The 21,862-nt window shown below is 44.9% G+C and carries 14 protein-coding genes; 2 read left to right on the forward strand and 12 right to left on the reverse strand.

The window, feature by feature from the left end:
• Positions 1-92: 92 nt before the first annotated feature.
• A complete protein-coding gene (locus ACR1R9_RS12390) occupies positions 93-1,238 on the reverse strand; it encodes an epoxide hydrolase family protein (RefSeq protein ID WP_076288508.1) in 1,146 nt (381 codons plus the stop codon).
• A 25-nt stretch (positions 1,239-1,263) separates the two neighbouring features.
• Positions 1,264-1,842 carry a LysE family translocator gene (locus ACR1R9_RS12395; RefSeq protein ID WP_433923565.1) on the reverse strand — a complete coding sequence of 193 codons (579 nt, stop codon included), beginning with the start codon at positions 1,840-1,842 and terminating at the stop codon, positions 1,264-1,266.
• Positions 1,843-1,976: 134 nt separating this feature from the next.
• Here ACR1R9_RS12395 and ACR1R9_RS12400 point away from each other — a divergent pair, with 134 nt between their 5' ends.
• Positions 1,977-2,882 (forward strand): LysR family transcriptional regulator, encoded by a 906-nt coding sequence (locus ACR1R9_RS12400; RefSeq protein ID WP_433923564.1) that lies wholly within the window; start codon positions 1,977-1,979, stop codon positions 2,880-2,882.
• Between the two features lie 84 nt (positions 2,883-2,966).
• Here ACR1R9_RS12400 and ACR1R9_RS12405 read toward each other — a convergent pair whose 3' ends face one another.
• The 3 genes from ACR1R9_RS12405 to ACR1R9_RS12415 all read right to left on the reverse strand — a co-directional run bounded on the left by ACR1R9_RS12405 (position 2,967) and on the right by ACR1R9_RS12415 (position 9,201).
• Positions 2,967-3,761: an SDR family NAD(P)-dependent oxidoreductase gene (locus ACR1R9_RS12405; protein WP_076288505.1), complete on the reverse strand. Its 795-nt coding sequence runs from the start codon at positions 3,759-3,761 to the stop codon at positions 2,967-2,969.
• Between the two features lie 167 nt (positions 3,762-3,928).
• Positions 3,929-4,975, reverse strand: coding sequence for a helix-turn-helix domain-containing protein (locus tag ACR1R9_RS12410; RefSeq protein ID WP_433923563.1), 1,047 nt, complete (start codon positions 4,973-4,975; stop codon positions 3,929-3,931).
• Between the two features lie 161 nt (positions 4,976-5,136).
• Positions 5,137-9,201, reverse strand: coding sequence for an S-layer homology domain-containing protein (locus ACR1R9_RS12415; RefSeq protein ID WP_433923562.1), 4,065 nt, complete (start codon positions 9,199-9,201; stop codon positions 5,137-5,139).
• A 318-nt stretch (positions 9,202-9,519) separates the two neighbouring features.
• Here ACR1R9_RS12415 and ACR1R9_RS12420 point away from each other — a divergent pair, with 318 nt between their 5' ends.
• Positions 9,520-10,302 (forward strand): MurR/RpiR family transcriptional regulator, encoded by a 783-nt coding sequence (locus ACR1R9_RS12420; protein WP_175382795.1) that lies wholly within the window; start codon positions 9,520-9,522, stop codon positions 10,300-10,302.
• A 46-nt stretch (positions 10,303-10,348) separates the two neighbouring features.
• Here ACR1R9_RS12420 and ACR1R9_RS12425 read toward each other — a convergent pair whose 3' ends face one another.
• The 7 genes from ACR1R9_RS12425 to ACR1R9_RS12455 form a co-directional block, all read right to left on the reverse strand.
• The gene (locus ACR1R9_RS12425; protein WP_310852974.1) at positions 10,349-11,074 is read right to left on the reverse strand and encodes an N-acetylmannosamine-6-phosphate 2-epimerase; all 726 of its coding nucleotides are present in this window, start codon (positions 11,072-11,074) and stop codon (positions 10,349-10,351) included.
• 5 nt (positions 11,075-11,079) lie between these two features.
• Positions 11,080-12,654: a glucose-specific PTS transporter subunit IIBC gene (gene ptsG, locus ACR1R9_RS12430; protein WP_433923561.1), complete on the reverse strand. Its 1,575-nt coding sequence runs from the start codon at positions 12,652-12,654 to the stop codon at positions 11,080-11,082.
• Between the two features lie 256 nt (positions 12,655-12,910).
• Positions 12,911-16,159 (reverse strand): glycosyl hydrolase, encoded by a 3,249-nt coding sequence (locus ACR1R9_RS12435; protein ID WP_433923560.1) that lies wholly within the window; start codon positions 16,157-16,159, stop codon positions 12,911-12,913.
• Positions 16,156-18,165 (reverse strand): glutaminase domain-containing protein, encoded by a 2,010-nt coding sequence (locus ACR1R9_RS12440; RefSeq protein ID WP_433923559.1) that lies wholly within the window; start codon positions 18,163-18,165, stop codon positions 16,156-16,158. The genes ACR1R9_RS12435 and ACR1R9_RS12440 overlap by 4 nt, the downstream gene beginning before the upstream one ends.
• Before the next feature lie 142 nt (positions 18,166-18,307).
• On the reverse strand, positions 18,308-19,960 hold the full coding sequence (locus tag ACR1R9_RS12445; RefSeq protein WP_326065590.1) for an extracellular solute-binding protein: 1,653 nt from the start codon (positions 19,958-19,960) through the stop codon (positions 18,308-18,310).
• A gap of 62 nt (positions 19,961-20,022) precedes the next feature.
• Entirely contained in the window at positions 20,023-20,919 is an 897-nt protein-coding gene (locus ACR1R9_RS12450) for a carbohydrate ABC transporter permease (protein ID WP_063565068.1), read from the reverse strand.
• Between the two features lie 12 nt (positions 20,920-20,931).
• Positions 20,932-21,858 (reverse strand): ABC transporter permease, encoded by a 927-nt coding sequence (locus ACR1R9_RS12455; RefSeq protein ID WP_082935088.1) that lies wholly within the window; start codon positions 21,856-21,858, stop codon positions 20,932-20,934.
• Positions 21,859-21,862: the final 4 nt, after the last annotated feature.

Here is a 21,862-nt window from a genome sequence, read left to right on the forward strand (position 1 = left end):
TTGCATAACTATATAAAAAGCCGCCAACAGGCGACTTTCTGAATGGTTACGTTTTGTTCCCGTTAAAGTCCAGAAAAGGATTGTATGAGAAATTAATTAATGGAATGAATAAAACGATGAAGATGTTCAGCTAATAACTTTGGCTGTTCCATCGCAGCGAAATGCCCCCCTTTATCCGCTTCCTCCCAGTACGTAACATGATACACACGCTCTACCCAGCTTTGTGGAGGCATCGGCAACTCCTTGGGAAATACGGAAACCCCTGTTGGAACAGTAATGCGCTGGCCTTCCGTGAAATGCAGTGGCATTTTGCCACCTTCAGTATAGATTCGCATGGAAGATGCAATCGTATTGGTAAACCAGTATATCGAGATATTCGTGAGGATATGATCAAGTGAAAAGGAACTCTCAATATTTCCTTTACAGTCACTCCACCCCCGAAATTTTTCTAGCATCCAGCTGGCAAGACCTGCCGGGGAATCACTCAGTGCAAAAGCCAAAGTTTCCGGCTTGGTTCTATGAAGGGCGCTATAAGCGCCTTCTCGTTCCGACCATTCCGCTACGGAGTCAAGGTATGTGCGCTCTTCTTTGCTCATCGAAGGTGTATTCTGAGTAAGTGGTGGCCTGTAGCTTCCAGGAATATAATTAAGATGAAGTCCTCTCACCCGCTCAGGGTAGATGAAGGCTAACCACGTTGAGACTCCTGCTCCAATATCCCCTCCCTGTACAAAATACCTTTCATAACCCAGACGATCCATCAGTTTCGCCCAAAGTGTAGCTACATATTTGGAACCTACCCCAGGCTGAGTGGGTTTACTCGAAAATGCGAATCCCGGCAAAGAAGGAATAATCACATCAAATGCGTCTTCAGCCTGTCCACCATATAATGATGGGGTTGTTAGATAAGGAATCAGTTCTAACATTTCTACGAATGATCCTGGCCAACCATGAGTCAGTAGCATCGGCCGTGATGAAACTCCTTCACCTCGAACATGAACAAAATGTATATCGAAACCATCCACGTTCTCAATATATTGCGGGAAACGATTCAGTCTTGCTTCTTGCTCGCGCCAGTTATACTCCGAACTCCAGTAATCCACTAATCGCTTCAAAAAGGAATAATCTGTCCCCAAAGCCCATGGTTCTTCAGAGAATCGAGAGGGCCATCGAACCTGTTTCAATCTGTTAGATAAATCATGTAATTGTTGCTCTGGAATAGCGATCTTGAACGGTTTCATTTCAATTATCCTCCTACGGTTTGAGTTAAATAAAAATACGTATCGCTGAGTATGTCAACAACAGACACATCAGCAATCGAAATGACCTGTCATGGACAGTTAGAAAGGTTTTGAACATAGAGCCAAACCCCGACCATACAAGTAACGACAACCATCCCAGAAGGATCGATAAACTCAAATAAATAACAAGACTCCCGCCAGAAGGTGAAGAAGGCAAAATGAAAGCACTCATCACCGTTAGAAAAAACAATATACTTTTGACATTGATAAGTTGGAGCATAACACCGGATAAAAATGACGATTGCACATCCCTCGAATCCTTTTCCGAACTTTTATTCCCCATCATAAGCCACACCAGATAAAGCATATATGCTGCACCAGCCCATTTAAAATACGGCCCTACAACTGGCAACCAGTGATATAGGCTTGTTGTAAATACGCCGCTTATGATCCCCAATAAGCCAAACCCCGCTAAAATACCACCATTAAATCTCCATGATCTAATAAAGCCAAATTTCCGTGCCTCATTCATCATCAAGATGTTGCTTGGTCCAGGTGTTATGGAGGTCACGATCACATACGTTAGAAATGCTACAATATTCAAGCTGTACCCCCCAATGAAATCATTTACGATCTGAAGGACTTTATTGTATGATGAATTAAACCCTTAATAAAATCGAAATAATTAAAAGCATTATCATTTTTATCGATACATGTCTCAAGCTAAGGAGAACTTGGATGGAAATTAGACATCTTGTCACATTTCAGACGATTGTCGAGGTTGGAAGCTATACCGGTGCCGCATCCCAATTGGGCTACACACAATCCACGATCACGGCTCATATACAGTCCCTCGAAGAAGAGATTGGCGGGGAGCTTTTCACATACGAAAAAAGACAATTGAAGCTTACACATCTGGGGAGGGAATTAATACCGCTGGCAGAAGATTTGCTGGCAACTCATGATCAGATTAAAAGTATAAGAAGCGAACAGGAAGTTAAAGGTATATTAAGGATAGCTGCACCAGAGTCTTTAACAATTTCCAGATTAAGTCCGATCATCAAAGAGTATTCATCGAAATATCCTCAAGTTCAATTCATCCTTACCAACGGTACATGTGAGCAAAACCAGGTTGATTTGATAAGTGGGCGTGTAGATGTAGCTTTGATGGTGTACCCAGAGCTGCATCCGGAAAAATGCATTCATTACCAGCTAATCGAGGAAAAAATAGTACTGGTTTCCAGCAATGACGGCCCGGAACATTTTGATGCGTATAAACTGGAGAACAACCCCACCTTTTTTATCACCAACGAAGAAGGATGCAGTTATCGAACCATGTTTGAAAAACATCTTGTAAAACATGATATTCCTCCGTTTCAAACGATGGAGTTATGGAGTATTGAAGCCATCAAACAAACCGTTATGAGTGGACTCGGCTTTTCTTTTTTACCTTACATGACAGTTAAAGAGGACGTGGAACGAGGAAAACTTAAGATTGTGAGTCATTCCGAACAGTTTGACCCCCTTTACTCCCATATGCTGATTAAAAAGAAAAAATGGCTATCTCCAGCCGTTAAAGCTTTCAGTGAGCTTGTTATAAAATCAATCAGTGTATCAGAAAACGAATCGGATTTGATCCATTAAGCTTATAGATATATGGAAACGAAAAAAGAACCTTGGGCTTCCCTCAAGGTTCTTTACGTTCAGTTGTATAGTGAAAAGCAAAGTTTAGAAGATGGTTGGCACCATTCCCCCATCCATACGGATTGGAGAACCTTTGAATGCCGATGCATACGGACTGCACACAAATGTGGCCAATCTGCCTATCTCAACAGGCTTGATAAATCGTTGAATTTCGGATTGAGGCAGGTTTTTGCGCATAAAATCCTTCTCTTTTTCTAAAAAAGTCATCGATTCATCAGGGTAGATGCTCTCTATGATTTGTTGCACATTTTCAGAGAGGGTGGGTCCTGGCATGATTGTATTGACGGTAACTTCTGTTCCTACCGTTAATTTCGATAAACTTTTGGACAACGATAATAACATGGATTTGGTCATACAATACTGAGGCATTTGTCCTGAAGGCATGATGGCTTCTTCACTCGCAATAAAGATCATGCGGCCATAATCATTTTGCAACATTTTAGGCATGTAAAATTTGGACAAAGCATTTGCAGCGAGAACATTCGTACGGAAGTATTTCTCCCAAACCTCATCGCTGATATCTTCATATTGCATCATTTCATAAATTCCCATATTGTTCACTAGGATATCAATTTGGGGGTATTTTTCAAATAAGGCTTCTCTTTGACCAATGTCCACCAGATCAGCTGTAGCTTTTTGAGGTGAGGTAGCGGGAAACTCGGTCTTTATTTCATGAACTGCGCGCTCAACCTCTGCATCATTTCGTCCATTGATGAGCACATTAACCCCTTCTTTGGCAAGTTCAATGGCAATGGCTTTCCCTATCCCCTTCGTCGATCCTGTAACCAAAGCTGTTTTACCGTATAAACCCATATCCATATCAACTACTCCTTTTATTTTCTTGTAGCGGCAAGCTGAATCGTTATCATGTTATAAACAGTCTTGTGCTCCGGATAGGATTTATATTACCTTGTCTACATAGCCGAGTAACTAGCGTGTTGCGCCAAAGTTCTTGCATCACACGCCAAATGATATAAAGCATTCAGTTAATGAAGAGTTGATGATTCTGGCGATCCTTCGGATAGCGAATTCGTTCCTAAATATTCCGTACGCCAATTCGTTGGCGTATCCCCTTCCCATGAACGAAAGGCACGGTAGAATGAGTTCTGGTCTTCATATCCAATTAAGAAAGCTACTTCTTTAATGTCCAGTGTAGGGTCTGCCAAGTAGGCTCGTGCCTGCTCATGTCTTGCTTGCGTCAATAGATGCTTGAAACTTGTATTCTCTTCTGTAAGCCGGCGCTGCAAGGTCCGATCGCTCATACCCAATTCCTTGGCAACGACCTGAATGTCGGGGCGACCTCCTGTGAGACTGCGTTTCATAATCCATTTGACCATGTCTGTAATAGAACGACTGCCCTGCTGTTCATTCAGCGATCGGTCCAGGGCGGGAGTAAGGATCTCCAGTAACTCTTCGTTGTATGAAAGAAACGGACGGTCCAAATCTTTGCGATGTAAGGTGAGCCGGTTACATGTTGCACCAATCCGAATTGGGCAGCCAAAATAAGTCTCAAGGGTTCGAACATCACCCATGGTGTGCGAAAATTCGACAAGCCGCGCGGTCAAAGGTTGACCTGTTCCCCGGCGCCCAAGTTCGAGGAGAAATGCCAGTGTGACTCCAACCAGCAATGACGGACCTGGTTGTTCGTTAGACCATTCCAGTTCAATTGAACAATCATCGCCCTCCTCAGTGATACGCAAGCTTTCAGGGGGACAAAGTTGTTTGTACCGAGCCATTCGGTGTAATGCATCACGGTAGTCACGTGCATGGTAGGTCGCTAAGACACTCGGCGGGTATTTCCCCGTTTCAAAGACGCTTGCAAGTTTGATGATTCCTTCGGCAGTGTCACCAACGAGATCGGAATATGCCTGCCAGATCGCGAAATATTGAGCGGTCGTGACGGCTGGTTCAGTTATAATCATGAGCGGCAGTTGTGCTTTGCGAGCTACATCGTGGGCAGCAATCCCTAATTGATGCAAGCCTGTCCAAAACCCTGCCGGGAATTTAATACGCTCAGAGGTGTGTGACTTCATAGATACCCTCCTTCTTGGAGTCATTGTTGCTTAATGATTCATCCACTGTACAGGGACTCTGATTCTTTTGCAATGTCTCTAATATTTCCTGGTCTCCAGAATAAAACAAGAAACCAATGCGGGAACGTTCCGCATTGGTTTCCAGGAAATTAGGTTTAGCGTTATTTCAATTGTTCAAGAAGCCCAACAATAAGTGTAACTGCTTCAGCACGGGTAGCTGTCTGCATCGGAGCAAATCGATTGCCACCTACACCGCCCACCAGACCTGCTTCCACGGCAGAAGCTACATAGGATACGGCCCATGCTGGGACATCCTTTGCATCTTTGAAATCCAGTTTCGCATTGGAATTCGTTTGAATTCCGCCAGCGCGTGCAATCATAGTTACCATCTCCGCCCGGCTCAGCGTCTTGCTAGGACCGAACGAGCCATTTTCGTAACCATTGACAATGCCAGCGAATGCAGCGGCTGTAATATAAGGCTTCGCCCATGAAGGAATCTTGTTATCATCCGTATAGTGAATAGTCTCGCTTACGGTATTCAGATTCAAGGCACGGCCCAGCATCGTAATGAACTCGGCACGTGTGACTTTCTGATTCGGACGGAAGGTCTGATCACCATAACCATTGACGAATCCAGCCGTCACGGCTTTATCAATTGCTGATTTTGCCCAGTGTCCGGCTGTATCTTTCAAGGCTGGCGCAGTGCCTCCGTTTCCGTTATTGCCAGATCCAGTATCCGGTTTGTTGCCGGAATCAGTTCCGCTACCACTACCGCTGTTCGAACCGTTTCCGGTTGTTGTATCGCCACCGGTTCCTGAAGAACCATTACTGCTACCGGAACCATTACCTGAACCTGAACCTGAGCCGGGATTCGATGTTCCCGGATTGGACGTTCCTGGTCCCGGATTCGATGGTTCCGTCTTCTTCACGATACCGAATTGATCAACAATGAACGGCGCTGCTCCATTTTGATTTTGGTCAATTTCATACGTTACAGCTGTCAGTTTGCTGCCGTCAATCGTAATGCCCACAAAATTCTGTACCTGACTGCGCATTGGTCGACGGTTGTCATTCGGATCAGGACCATATTTGGCTGCATGATTCTCCTCTGCCAGTTCAAAAAGATTGTAATAAGCATCACCGAGACTTGTGCTCGGATTTTTGTAATACACTTTTGGACCAGCTGTTGCCGGGATCAAATAGATTGTGCCATCCGGATTCACAGAGTACTCGATTTTCTGTCCATTTTGCATCTCCGTGATCATTTCAGGCTGACGCGCTTTCCCCTGCTGATCAATCGGTTTTGTGCGGGCATAGATGTGATCATGTCCCTGGAGTACAAAATCGATGCCAAGCTCCGCCATGATCGGTGCAATCTTGGTACGTACACCGTTTGCTCCCATGATGTCCGAATCCGTTGCGTGATTTGACGTCGTGTACGGCCCTTTGTGAATGTTAACGATTATCCACTGGGATCCATTCTTCTTGGCAGCCTGAACATCTTTCTTCAGCCACTCGACTTGCTCTAATGAGAAGTTGTCATACTCATCCGAATCCTCATTGGAGTTCAACACAACAAAATGCGCATTGCTGTAATTATAAGAATAGTAAGCTCCCGTCTCCGTAGCGGAATTCACCGGTGACTGGATGTTGAAATGATCGATAAACGCATAATTCTTGTCCTCATGGTTCCCTGCGGACGGAACGATGGTTGTATTTAAGAGGCTTTCTTGCGAATGCCCTAGCAGCCAGTTCCACTGTTCCTCTTTCACACCAGTATCCACGATATCCCCGTTATGAACGACAAATTGTGCATCCGGTACTGTAGCCAATGCTTTGGCTAATGTCTCAGAGGATAGAATTGCCTCATCCTCTTCCTTCGCTTGTGTATCCGCCAGATCAATGAAAGTGAATTTGCCTTTCTCCGGTGCTGTACGGAAGGTACCTGTCTCGCTCCATACTTGCTGGGAAACATCCCCTACACGGAAATAATAAGTTGTATTAGCTTTCAGATCTGTCACTTCTGCTTTGTGCATCAGTTCTGTAGGAGCATTCGCAGGTTTTGCAGAGCGCCCTTGAACCGATTTGGCTTGCGTGAAATCAGGTGTTGCAGCTGTTTTCTCTACAACCTGAAGGTCGCTATTCGTTACTTGATCTGAAGTGTACCACGTGAACCCCTTGCTCTTGGTAGGATCTCCATGGAACGTTACCGTTACCTTGCTTACCTGTTCTGGAACAGGAACTGTATCCGATTCCTTGATAATCCCGAAAGTATCCACGACAAATGGTTCTGCATTCTTATTTTGGTCAATCTCATACGTTACGGCGGACAGCTTGTCTCCGTCAATAGTCAATGAAACGAAGTTCTGAACCTGCCCTCTGGCTGCGCTCGTGGTGTCGCCATATTGCCGTGAGTGGTTTTCTTCCGCACGCTCGAACAAGCTGAAGTACGCTTCACCAAGTTCTGGTTTTACGTTTTTGAAGTATACTTTGGCCCCGGCGGTAGCAGGAATCATATAAATGGTTCCATCCGGTTGGACCGCGTATTCGATACTCTGTCCATTGAAGGTCTCCGTTATTTTGGACACATCTTCAGCGGTACCATCGCTCTTGATCGGCTTCGTCCGTGCATAGATATGGTCATGTCCCTGAAGGACCAGATCAATCCCCAGTTCGTTCATGAGCGGGGCGATTTTTTTTCGTTCCCCGTTTGCACCAATAATGTCGCTATCCGTGGCGTGATTCGATGTCGTATACGGGCCTTTATGAATATTAACGATAATCCACTTGGCTCCTGCGGCTTTTGCTTCCGCTACATCCTGCTTCATCCATGCGACTTGCTCATTCGAGAAGTTGGCGTAGGCCGATGAATCCTCGTTGGAGTTCAATACGATAAAATGAGCTTTGCTGTAATTATACGAATAATATGCGCCTGTTACCGTTGCAGCACCGTCTGGCTGCTTCACATTAAAATGCTCGTAGAACGCATAATTTTTATTCTCATGATTGCCAGCAGACGGTGCAATGGTCGTGTTCATAAGAGTGGCTTGCGAATGACCAAGCAGCCAATTCCATTCTTGCTCTGAAGTGCCATTCTCCACAACGTCTCCGTTATGGACGACAAATTCAGCATTCGGAACAGTCGCGAGTGCTTTGGATAGAGTAGAGCCGGACAGGATCGCCTCATCCTCTTCCTTCGCTTGTGTATCCGTCAGGTCAATAAAGGTAAATGCTCCATCAACCGGAGCCGTTTTGAACGTTCCAACCTCACTCCATATACCCAGATCTTGATCACCAACACGAAAAGAATAAGAAGTGTCAGGGGAAAGGCCTGTCGCTTCCGCCTTATGCACCATTTCTCCCGGGGAGTTGGAAGCGACGGTTGCACGCCCATTGAAAATTTGGGCCTGACTGAAGTCGGCAACGCCTCCTCCTTGTTTCGGCACCACTTGAACAGTGCTCTGTGCAGATGCAAGAGGAGTATACCAAGTGAAGCCTTTGCTACTTGTTGCATCTCCATAGAAGGTAACCGTTATTTTGCTGATATCCAGCGATGGCGCATTAGCCAAGGCTTTAAGCTCCATGTCAAAATACAGGTCAGAGCTGCTGTCGCTCTGTTGATGCACTTCGACCGCAATTTCGTTTGAGCCTTCATGCAAATTGGCTTTCATTGGCTCAGTTAGGTCGATATTCTCATACATTACCGGCAAGTCCTTATTTGAGGTTGCTTGAGTAGAGTACACAATCTCTCCATCCGGCATGCCAAAACGAATGACTTCCACACCATTCACATAGATCACTGCACCGTCATCAATACCGAATGTGCCAAGAATTTGCCCGTAACCGTCAATTTGATCTTTGTTAACGTTTAGGTTGGTCCGGAAATAGGTTGTGCGGGGTTTATTTTTTTTGTCCAGACCGTAGCTGACTTCCGTTTTGAGTGATCCAAAATAGGAAGTGCTTACGCCATTACCGTTGTCTTTGTAACCAAATGGAGCCTGTCCTGAATTCCAGGACGAATCATCGTATGAAGCGCGCCATTCCGCTTGTAGATCCTGACCCTGATCGAAATAATGCCAATTGGCATTACGCTCTAACAGCATCTCAGGCTCAGACAATGATGCGGCTTGGGCTGAATTAACTCCCCCAAATCCCGCAAGCCATCCGAATATCAAAGCAATCGATAACAGGATGGATAACATCTTTTTGTAGAGGTGACTGATCATAATTCTCTCCTTTGTATGTATGATTGGTTGGCTTATGTAAATCCAAACAGGCCTAGCATAACAAGGGAAGATCAGCAACCGGTTAGCGGGAAGTAAAACTTATGTAAACTCTTACATTTATTTGACTTATAATATGGACAATGTTTTTAGTTAACATAATAATTAATATGGTTTTCCTCCTATTTGGATCAAAATATACAGACTATTTTTAAAGGTTTGATGAATTGGCTTTTAGGAAGTAGACTAATGAGGATAGACTATACAAAAGTTAACATGTTCTGGGAAAGGGGAATCATAATGTCATCTAGTGTCATCGACATGCTGCAGCTTGAATATCAACGTTTTTCAGCGAAAGAAAAGGAAATAGCTGATTATGTGATGCGTAATAAATCATCCATTAATAATATTAATATTAGGGATTTGGCTGCTTACACCAATGCTTCCATGTCAACCATTACTCGATTTTGTAAAAAAGTAGGTTGTTCTACCTTTGTAGATTTTAAAATTCGACTTAACCGTGAAGTGGATCAACCCCGCAATCAAACGGATTTCTTTATAAGAACACAGCAGATCCACAATGATATCATCAACGCAACCGCAGAAATGCTGGATACCGACAGAATCGAACAAGTGGTCCAGTACATAAAAAAAGCTCGCAGAATCTATGTGTATGGTTTGGGAAGTTCAGGTTTATCTGCTCTGGAGTTCAAATACAGACTAATGCGGATGGATATCGTCATTGATGCGGTGACGGATTCACACATGATGATCATGAGTGCTTCTCTTTTGGGGGAAGATGATCTGGTTATTGGTTTATCCAATTCAGGACGAACCTTAGAAGTCAGTGATGCATTAAATGCTGCCAAAAAAAGAGGAAGCAAAGTTGTTGGAATTACTAATTTTGATCACACCCCCCTCTCCGAAATCTCGGATTTGTGCATTTTCACACCGGATATTGGGCGAACCGGAGATGTGAACTTTATCAACAGCCAGTTGGCCATTATTTACATCCTGGATGTGATTTCACTGCTATTACTTGAGGATGAACATTTACTTAGTGCGCGGCAGCAAACGTTAAAAGCTCTATATTCTGCTGAATAACAAAACAGCCAACTTGATTCGTTGGCTGTTTGTTAACTTCTCTTTTTTATAGGACAGAAGGAGAAGTTTTTTTCAATTTGGCAATTTCAGAGACAAAACGCTCCGTAATTTGTTGAGGACGCGTAATGGCTCCACCAACAACGACACAATAGACTCCAGCTTCCAGACACGTTGCCGCCATCTCCGGTGTCATGATATTCCCTTCCGCAACAACAGGCGTCTGTACGCTAGTTAGAATTTCTTTCAAGGCTGCAAATTGATTATCATACAGTTTAATCCCTGCTGTCTCCTCTGTATATCCGACCAATGTAGAGGAGATCAGGTCAAAACCAAGTCGTTCTGCATTAACGGCTTCCTCTTTCGTTGCAATATCCCCCATTAATAGAAGTTGAGGATGTTTGGTGCGAATTTCATGTACGAATTCATCCAGTGATTTACCGTCCGGCCGTGCACGCAAAGTGGCATCAACCGCAACAATCTCTGCATGGACCTCGGCAAGTTCATCCACTTCCAAGATCGTTGGTGTAATAAATACGGGATTGGTTCCGTAGTTTCTTTTCACAATACCTATGACGGGAAGATCAACCTGTTCTTTGATCTCTTTCACATCTACAGCAGTATTCGCACGAATACCGATCGCTCCCCCCTCTTTTGCCGCGACTGCCATGCGTCCCATAATCAACGAACTATGAAGTGGCTCGTGCTCCAAAGCCTGACATGATACAACGAGACCACCTTGTAAACCTAAGTTATCTAATTTATCTCCATTCATTGCAATTACTCCGTTTCCATAATTTCTTCGATTTCATTTTTGATCACGGTAACCTGAGGGCCATAAATAACCTGCACTCCGTTACCGACAAGTACTACCCCTTTGGCTCCAGTAGCTGTAAGCGCATCCTTTTGAACCTTCTCGATATCCTTCACAGATACGCGAAGCCGTGTTGCACAGCAATCCAATTCGTTAATATTGTCTGCACCGCCAAGTCCATTCAGGATAGCGATGGAGCGTTCTTCACCTTTCGTTGATGCGGGTGTATTAGACTGCTGACTTTGCGTTTTGGCGTCTGGCTCTGATGTTACTTCTTCCTCACGTCCCGAAGTTTTTAAATTGAGCTTCACAATCAAGATTCGGAAGGTGAAGTAATAAAGGAAGAACCAGACCACTCCGATGATGGGAACGATAATCCAGTTCGTTTTGGCATTACCCTGAAGTACCCCGAATAAGATAAAGTCGATTAATCCACCTGAAAAAGTCTGACCGATTGTAATCTCAAAAATATGTGAAAGCATAAATGCCAATCCATCAAATACGGCGTGAATGACATACAGGATTGGAGCAACAAACAGGAATGAGAATTCCAGAGGCTCCGTAATTCCTGTCAAGAACGAAGTGAGTGCCGCAGACAACATCAATCCGCCAACTACTTTTTTACGTTCAGGCTTGGCCGTATGATAAATAGCGAGTGCCGCACCGAGCAAACCAAACATCATCGTGATAAAACGTCCTGACATAAATCGGGATGTACCCGAGAAAAACTTCTCGGTTGCAGGGTCTCCCAATTGAGCAAAGAAAATATTCTGTGTTCCTTCGTAAACTTTTCCCGCAACCTCCATTGTTCCTCCAACTCCCGTCTGCCAGAAAGGCAGATAAAAGATGTGGTGCAACCCAAGTGGACCCAGCATCCGTAAAACAAATCCGTATAACAGTGTTCCGATATACCCAGTTCTATCGACCAAACCTCCAAGCTGCGTTATGCCGAGCTGGATGGTTGGCCAGATCAAGAACAAAGCAATACCAATAAAGATGGCCGCAAAAGATGAAACGATAGGAATGAAACGTGAACCTCCAAAGAACCCTAAGAATTGAGGAAGTTCTATTTTGTTGTACCGATTATGAAGCCATGCGGTAACTAATCCGACAACAATCCCTCCGAGTACACCAGTTTGCAAGGTTTGGATTCCAAGTACCATACCTTGACCAGCACTAGCCAAATGATCCGCGGCAAGTTTACCCGAATTGACCAGCATCGCATTGATCGATGCATTCATGACCAGATAGGCAAGTCCAGCTGCCAATCCTGCTGTACCTTTGTCCGCTCTAGCGAGTCCAACAGCCACACCAATAGCAAAGATTAATGCCAAATTATCAAACACAATACTTCCTGCACTGCTCATCACCGTAAACACTTGCTGCAACCATGTGATCTGCAAAAATGGATACGAGTTAATCGTATTGGCGTTGGACAAAGCCCCTCCAATCCCCAGTAATAGACCCGCCGCTGGTAAAACAGCAATAGGAAGCATAAACGATTTACCAAACTTCTGAGCCTTCTCAAAATATTGCTTCACAGTGATATCCACCTCTCTAAAACTATTTTCATTTACATAATAATTATGAAAATGGTTTTCGTCAATACAATTTTAAATCGCTTTCATTACGTGTGAGGTCTTATCATTTGATGAATAACTCGGTTCAAATATAATTATTTCCAGCGAAGTAAAGCTCAGTCTTTTTGTTCCAATGCAAAAAAAGCCGCCAATATGGCGACTTTAATGTGTTCATATTCTTTCCCGACGAATCCAAAACCTAAACCTGAATCGTGCATTATTTTAATATTTTAGTTACAAGTTTTACCTGCCCATTCATGCCCGAAGGTAGTGAAGACTTTCCGTATAGATTCTCTAGTGTATTAGCCACATGAATGTCGATTACATTATTACCTGGCAGCATGTAAGACGTGACGTTCCAATGATAGGGTGGCCATAACCGGATGCCAACCTGCTCCCCATTCACGTACAGGCAAGCCGTCTCTCTAATGTCTTCCGCTTCCAGCCAAATTTCATTGGCCGTATTCAAGCTGATACCAGACAAATTCACTTGCTGTGAGTACACTCCTGCTCCCGAATAGAAAGGATAACCTTCAACATTCCAAACCCCAGTCATTTGTTCAGGTTCAATGGTTAATGTAGTCTGATTTTGTATAGCAAATGAACCAACCAGATAAGCAGGAAATGAAATGGCTGGCATAGGTTCCAGCAATGAAACCGTGAGAACTTCAAGCTCATTCTCGCCTTTCACCAGATGTTTGGTAATATCCACACCAGCGTAATGAGTATCTTGCCACAGTGAAGGCTGGAGTGCTTCCATCCGTATTCCATTAATAAAGATTTCAACATTACGTCTGCGTTGGAGGAAACCAATATGGGATGGGATTTTTTGCTCGATATCGTCAAGGATTAGCTCGATCGTGAAGATCTGCTCATTTCCAGGTTCGTTTAAATAGACTGCATCTCGCTGTGATTTCACAAGCTCGATCCATTCTTCTGTTACGACAAATGTTGTCCGGTACGTGTTGACTTGGCCTGGCATCGTTGCATTCATTCTGGACTGACGGTCATTCAATATGACCTTCCACTGATCTAACACAAGCACATTGGGTTCGACGGTCTGAAACTGCCAATGATCACCTAGTACCAACACATCGGTGGTATGTTGCACTTTATGATTTATAGGCTCTTGCGGTTTGGGATGCGTCGAATCTTCAGTGTGAAGCGGATCAGGTACATGATCCGGTCTAACGGATAGAACCCGAAGCTCTCCCGGTACAAATGTTAGAACAGCATCTTGACTCAACGGGTTTATATTCCCGTTTTCCAAGTTCCATTCTTCCATCTGTTCTTCTATGTGTTCTTTCACAGGTTTCTGATGGAGTCGAATGGTCACGGGCTGCTCCGACCAGTTCATCAGCCATGTGTGCACATGATCTTCAATTTTGCGTTCAACGCTAATGAGATCCTCAGCTTGCCCCTCGATCTGTTTCCAGGCAATGGCTGGTGATGATGTCGTTAACTCTCTTAACTGAACACAAAAGTTCATAAGTGTGTCGTTATGAGCTGTGTTTTTCATGGAATAGAATAGGCTGTACCCTTTGCCAATCGCTTGTAATTCCCCTGGCTGAGGATCGGAGCCATATAGTTCGTTCATATACTTCCGTAATTCCGGATCTTGGCGCTGTCGCTTACTATCACAAGGAATTGCCCCAACCGCTATAAGCGTTCCACCACGGTTTACAAAGGTCACAAGCTGTTTTGCGATATCTACAGACATGACCGTAATTTCCGGCAAAATCAAAATCGAATATTCGTTTAGTACTCCGTTAAACTGATATCCTCCAGCATGAGTAATCTTCGCCTCCCTGAGCTGACACTCATCCACATAATCGTAATCAATAGAGCTGCGCAGCATGCGGTCTGACAATAATGAAAACAGTTGATCCGCAGCTGGATGCTGGTTCGATTCACCGGATAAGAACATATGCTCATATACCGTGTGGATCGGTGATAACAGAAGTACTTCAGGTGTACGCTTCGTGGAAGAACCCAGTACACTCAACCGACCAAGATAATCGGCAAAAGTCCGATAATGTGGCCAATGCGGTGCATGCTTAAATTCCGTAGGTGGAAAATCCGTTTTCCGATACCCTGCAAATGAATAGTAAAATGCATGCGGGATAAATAAATTAACACCCAAAAATGCCATGAAATTGGCATCGAGACGCCTTTGTCGCATGGCATAGGCATGACCGCTTGCACCAAACGACTCACAAATAACTCTTTTTTTTCCATCCAACTGTGCGACAGACGCGGCCGTCTTTACGGATACGATACGATGTGGATTCTCCTTTGTACCGATTCCATGTGTTAGGTAGTCCACACCCGCATAATGGAACTGCTGCAATACACGGGTTTGATTACCCTGCGACCGAGCCTGCCCCCAGACGGGTTCTTCCAGCGTATGGCCGATGTACAGCAAGCTGTGTGATTCACACCACGAACGAATAGCTTCATGATAACCTTCCACATACCAACGGGTAATCGTATCATAATAGTCCTGCCTCGCAGACCTGCTGCCATCGGCCATACCATATAACAACGCGCCTAATCTTGGAATCAGATCATATCCGTTCTCCTGCTCATACCGCTCCACCATCCCATGTGTCCAAGCGAATACGATTCCGGGCAGAGTTGCATTCACATCCTGAACCGACGTTCGGATGGCTTCGACTCCAAAAAAACCGTCGTGGATCATGAGCCCAGGTTCATCCGTGAATACACCTTGAATGGTCACACCGAAATGAGGCTGAAATTGCTGAAACGGCTCGTATGCCGACTGAATGAAAGCCTGCACGGCTTCCGGGTTCAACGTGTCCAGATAATACCCTTTTGCAAACGTGATCCCTTCAGCAATTTCACAGGACCAGCAGGCAAGTATAATATAATCCTCGTCGTTATCAGGCTTCCATTCCTGTCCGCATAACTCTGTAATATCCTCAGGTTGATCATATATCAGCCATTCCCCTTCTTGCTGGATGGCACGATAAGCGAGAATTGCGATGAGTTCATTGTTAGCGTAGGTGGCAAAATCGAGAGATAACATTTCCTGCTGTGCATCGTGTAAATATCTTCGTTCCTCAACCCTCAAGTATCTCATCCGATATTCGGGATACTGCCTGGTCAGTTTACCTCCCAGTGTTCCGCTCGGCCAATTGTCCTCATCATACAGCCAGACAACCATATCACGCTTCTGGCACTCTTTTGTGCAGAAATCCAACGTATCCATGAACTCTTCTGACAGGTACGAGGCCTGCATCCCGTGACGTGCATGCAATACAACGCCGCCAACCCCTGCTTCAACCATGGATTGAATTTGGTTTTCTAGCTCTGGCTTGCTAAAACTGTGGTTCAGAAACCAAAAGGGCTGTGGACGATACGTCGCCTCAGGATTTTTGAACTGCTGTTGTAATTTATGAATATCCGTGATTTTCAACTCCAATTCATCACCTGATCTCATCATGATTTTGATACAGATGTCTTTCTCAGCAAAGGAATGAAAAATCCACCGACAACCGACCGATTTTGAAAATTTAACTGCTTTCCGGTGATGGTGTCATACCAATCTGTAACTGGTACACGGCTCGATGTTTCATTCATAAAGTCCCACAGAGGTGAAATCAGCTGTTCGAACTGAAGCTGCGTTTCGCTCATGGAGGCACACCATACGAGCCAATCGGACTTGGTGTATGTCTCACGGCTATCCAGCGGTAGGCCATATCGATTCTGTTTTAGCTGATAATACGCCAACTCTTTAGCAGCCACTTCTTTTGGGAAAAGGTTGAGGTCCAACAAACGATCCCACACCAGATTGTATTTCATGCTCCATGACTCATCCGAGCTGTCAAAAGTCAGCTTGTAGTGATCACCTGCTGTCGCCATGGAGGACCACTCCTCTGCCATTTTTGCAGCCGCTTCACGATAAACGGCACCATCCGGCAAACCAAGTTCATCACACATATACGCATAGGCGGCAATGCCCAATATCGCTTTAATCGATAAGTTCGCATTGTGCGCCAGATGTCCGGCAAAGTCGTCCGTGCACAGTTGATTGTCAGGGTCCAGTCCATGTTGCAGCAAATATGAAGCCCAAGTTGTGAGAAGTCCCCAGTGCTCACGTGCAAATTCCGCGTTCTTCTCATATTTGCCTACCGTTGCTGCCATCAGGAGCATATTGCCACATTCCTCGATAGGCATCTGGTATTCAAGTTTGTTCTCTCCGTAAACCTGGCCGTTAGCTTGAGGGTATGTCCCCACGTCATGTGGAGCAAAATCAAACGTCCAATCCGTGCTTTCGGCATACTTATAGATTGGACGCATCATACCTTTGACCAATTCGATGTTATACCTCAGAAACAACGGAATCGAGGGGTAGCTCACATCCACCGTCGCGATACAGCCGTTACTAAAATTCTCTTTGGAGAAAAATAATACTTCTCCTGCTTCATCAGCAACCAGTTTATGTGCAGCAATCGCTTGCCGATAGGTCAATGCCAGAATGTCACTATATTGGTTCCCACCTGTAGCCTGACTCTCCGTTAAGAGTTCCCGATTAAAGCGGTCGCATCGTTGTACTACCTCTTCATATTGATCCGCTGCTTTTACCAGCATCTCCTCAAATGTCATACCATTTTTCTTCCAATACGCATTCAGCGGTTTGTGAAAATATTCAATCGCATGAATATCATCATAGGCGAGCATTAGGTAGCGGGATGCTGGCTCTTCATGGATAAGACCCAAATCCATTTCAGTTGCCATAATAGCCATATCGCCAGATATGGACTTTGGCTGGATAGAATCATCTCCTGTCTTAAAAAGACCTGACCGGGCATACTCCTCACGCTTGGATACCGCATGGATGACCGATTGAGATTGATGAGATCGCTGAACCACCAGATACATATAACCCCAGTCTATTCTCGTATCATCTCCGGCACGTTTTAATATAGGTTGTTCCACCGTTCCTATAGACATGGTGTGTAACTGTTCATTAATTACATGAGACTCCCAGGTGACTTGCTGATCAGGAGTATGTACACACCATTCACCTGTCACATCAAAATAGATTTTCACTTGATGGCCTTGACCATCTATCGCTCGAACATGGAACGTAACATACGTCACAGGTCTGGATAACAGTTCAAGATCATCGAGCAATAGGGGGGTGGTAAAATGAACCTCAAGTTCGATGCCTTCTCCTTCAAAGGTGTAACGGGTAGTCACCGGCTCAACGGTTAGATTTGTCTGATTGAGCACGTCAGGCTCCTCAACGGTTGAAGCTTCGCGAACGCCTACTTTCCCCATAAACCTTCTGATTTTGCCGTCAATGATAATCATGCCAACCATACCTTGAGTTTTGTTCGTCCAGTGCCTGGTGTGATCATCATAGAGATGGTCAGCAGCAGACCATACGCTAAAATAAGGGTCTACCGTGATCAAAGGTACGGAAGGTGGTCTAAACGTCGTCATTTATTACATCTCCTTCAATTCATTTTTCCAACGAAAACTGTGCTTCTTGATCCAAAAGGGAAAGGCTTCGCTCGCCTTGTTAACCAAGGCGCTGCAAAGCCTATTTGATTTCCGTAATAATCGGTAATTTAACCCTTCAGCATCAGTTCGGCATTTGAACAGTTACGATATCTTTCCCTTTCAGATTTTCATTGGTGAACTGCATCGCTTGGTCGTATCCGGTCTTCCGAAGCTGTTCCCTGAGGTCATTGATAATGCTAAGGGCCGCTTCATCCGATTTTGCGAAAATGGCTTCCTTCCAGGCATCTCCCATCCGGTCCATGGAAGGCTTCAACATTTCCCATTCCGGTGATTTGGTGATCACATCGCCCGGGTTGTAGGCTGTAATTACCTGAATGCCGTTTGGACGCAGGATTTTCCGGGCATTTTCCATGGCATCTAGTCTTTCCTGGTCTGCCCAGATGTCGCCACCTGCTGCCGAATTGATCCGGTCAAGCCCCGTAATCGATTCCAGCCCAATGGAAATGCCCTCGTTTTTGCGAACTTTACCGGATTGATCTGCTGTAAACTTATCGAACCATTCTTTATTCGGTACAGGTTTACCATCCTTCATATCCCAATGAACCCCTTGAACTCCGTACCGGGCCAGCATGAAGCCTTCGTCAGAAGCCATGTAATCGAGAAACTTGAGCGCTGCATCTACACACGCGCCCTTGCAGCTACTGGTGATAGCCGTTACGTTGTTTCCTTGAATGCCAAGATCAACAGGCCGGCTCGGGTCAACATCTGCCCTCTCCAATGGTCCGAGTGGAATGTAATCGCTTCCAGGATGTGAAGTAACATATTCTTTGGAGGCGTCCAAAATGGCCGGATAATGTGCGGCAAGGATAGCAATGCGTCCTTGATTAATTTTTTCTTTAGCAATAGGATCCGTCTGAGTAAAGGCTTCGGGGTCCATCAGCCCTTCTTCGACCAGTTTACGATAGAACAGCGTGTATTCTTCGTATCCTTTGGTGAAAAAGTTATGTTCTACCGTTCCGTCACCTTTGTCTACATAGCCTGCGCCCGAATAGAACATCGTGTTTCCGATGCCTACGGACCATCCGTTACTAAAGCCTCCCAGCGGAAACACGGGCTGACCGCTCTCCTTCAGGTTGGCATCTTTGATTTTTTGGAGGAAGTTATAGAAGTCTTCCTTCGTCACGACAGACTGAGGATCCACGCCGACTTTCTCAGCGATATCTTTGCGAACATAGAAGCCATACAGCCAATCCATGCCGTCTTCGTTCGTTGCGGGCTGATTTTGTAAAAGTAAATATTTCTTGCCGTCATACGCATCTATCGCTTTTTCATACAATGCTGGCGGCACATTCTCTTTTGCAATGGATTTCGCCAGGTTCGGGTAATCCCCCAATTTATCGGATATATCTACCAGCTGTCCTTCTTTGGCAGCCTTGATGATCCCGTCCAGCTCGCCGCCCCATGCAGGTCCGGTGTAGATATCCGGCAAATCCTGTGTGGCGAAAATCTGGTTTACTTTCTCCGTCTCGCTGCCTTTCGTATATTCCCACTCTAATGTGACGCCAGTTTTCTCTTTGATGACTTCCTCAACAGGGGTTATCCCATTATCCGATCCGCCTGAGCCATTCCAATTGTGCAAGATTTTGAGTTTATTTCCGTTCTCGCCTTCTGCGCCTTCCCCGTTCCCTGATGAATTCGTGCAACCGCTCAGCAAACCTCCAACCATGATGGACACGAGCAAGATGGATACGCCTTTCGACCAAATCCTGTTCAAACCAATCGCCTCCTTGAATAAATGATCTCGGTAAAGCTCTAGCAAATTCAGGTCAGGATGATCTACCCTTTAACCGAACCAATCATAACCCCCTTCACGAAATATCGTTGTAGAAACGGATATATACATAAGATCGGGAAAACCGTAATGACAAGCAATGCCATTCGAAGTGATTCAGGTGTTGCTCCTGCTCCACCGACTCCACCAACCGTCTGACCACCCTGCTGTGCTGCACGCTGCATCGAATTGGATAATGCCTCTGCTTCTGTCAGCATTTCTTGCAGTAGGGTCTGCACCGGTATCAAATCTTTGTTAGATACGTAGTAGGCGCCAGAGAACCAGTCATTCCAGTGGGCTACCCCAATGAACAGCGAGATCGTTGCAAGTACCGGCCCGGAAAGAGGCAGAATGATACGTACGAAGATTTGAAAATCACCATACCCATCAATTCGGGCCGATTCCTCCAGTTCCTCCGGTATCCCTTGCAGAAATGTCCGAATAATGATGATGTGCATGAAGTTGAACAACAAGGGCAAAACGTATACCCAGAAACTATTAATCAGATGCAGTTTTTGGAGCGTAATGAAGAACGGGATGAATCCTGCGCTGAAAATCGTAGGCAAAAAGATGTAAAAGGTGAAAAAGGAGCGACCTGGCAATGTTTTTTTGGAAAGTGCATAGGCCATGAGTGTACACAATACAACGTGGAGAAAAGTACCCAGCACGGTGCGCATAATCGTAATTTGATATGCCTTCCAGATCCGTGCGTTATCGAATACCTGAGCATAGTTATCCAACGTAAATTGGCGAGGAAGAAAATAAATCGCGCCTTGCATCGAATCCTTACCGTCGTTCAGTGAATAAGCCAAGATATATATAAACGGGTAAATCATCGAGAATCCAACCAAAGCAAGAAAAATATAGTTAAGCACCGAGAATAAGGACCATTTTCGTTCCATAAGGTCACCTCCTTAGAACAGGGATACATCACTGACTTTGCGGGCGATGCGATTAACGGTTACAACCAGAATGAGTGCAATAACACTTTGGAATAGTCCGACAGCTGCAGCGTAACTGAGACGTCCTTCTCGAATCCCGGAGTTAATGGCATGCACGTCCAGTACACTGCCAAGGCTTGCGGTTGCCGGTCCATTCAGGAGAAGCAGTTGTTCATAACCTGCGCTCATCAGACTGCCCACAGCGAGTATGAATAATATGATAGCTACATTGCGGATACCTGGAAGCGATACATGCCACATCTGTCTGAAGCGTCCCGCACCATCCATTTTGGCAGCTTCGTAAAGCTGCTGATCAATACCCGCAATCGCGGCCATAAAGATGATGGAATTCCAACCGATATTCTTCCAAATGTCTGAACCGACGATCATCTGATAGAACCATGTTGGATTGTTTAGGAACTGGATCGACTCGGCTCCAAATGAACCTAATAAGTCATTGACTGGTCCACCATATGGCGTTAGGAGTCGTTGCATCAGCGTAACCACAACGATCCAGGATACGAAATAAGGTAAGTAAGAAAGGGTCTGAACCGTCTTTTTGAATTTAATCATTCTAACTTCATTTAAGAGGAGTGCAAGAATGATTGGCATCGGAAAGCCAATAAGCAGTTTCATGAGACTGATAATGATCGTGTTACGGATGATGTCACCGGATTGATAGTAATTGAAGAACTGTTGAAAGTACTTAAGGCCTGCCCATGGACTTCCGGTGAATCCACCAACGAAATTGTAATCCCTAAAAGCAACCTGAATTCCATATAACGGTACATAGGAGAACAGGAAAAACCAGACGATTCCGGGCAGCATAAACAAATAAAAGAGTTTATGCTGCCAGATTCGTTTCATCAATCGATTGTTGCTCACTCGTGTCTTGATCACATTC

The organism is Paenibacillus taichungensis (assembly GCF_050994985.1).
Lineage (GTDB): Bacteria > Bacillota > Bacilli > Paenibacillales > Paenibacillaceae > Paenibacillus > Paenibacillus taichungensis.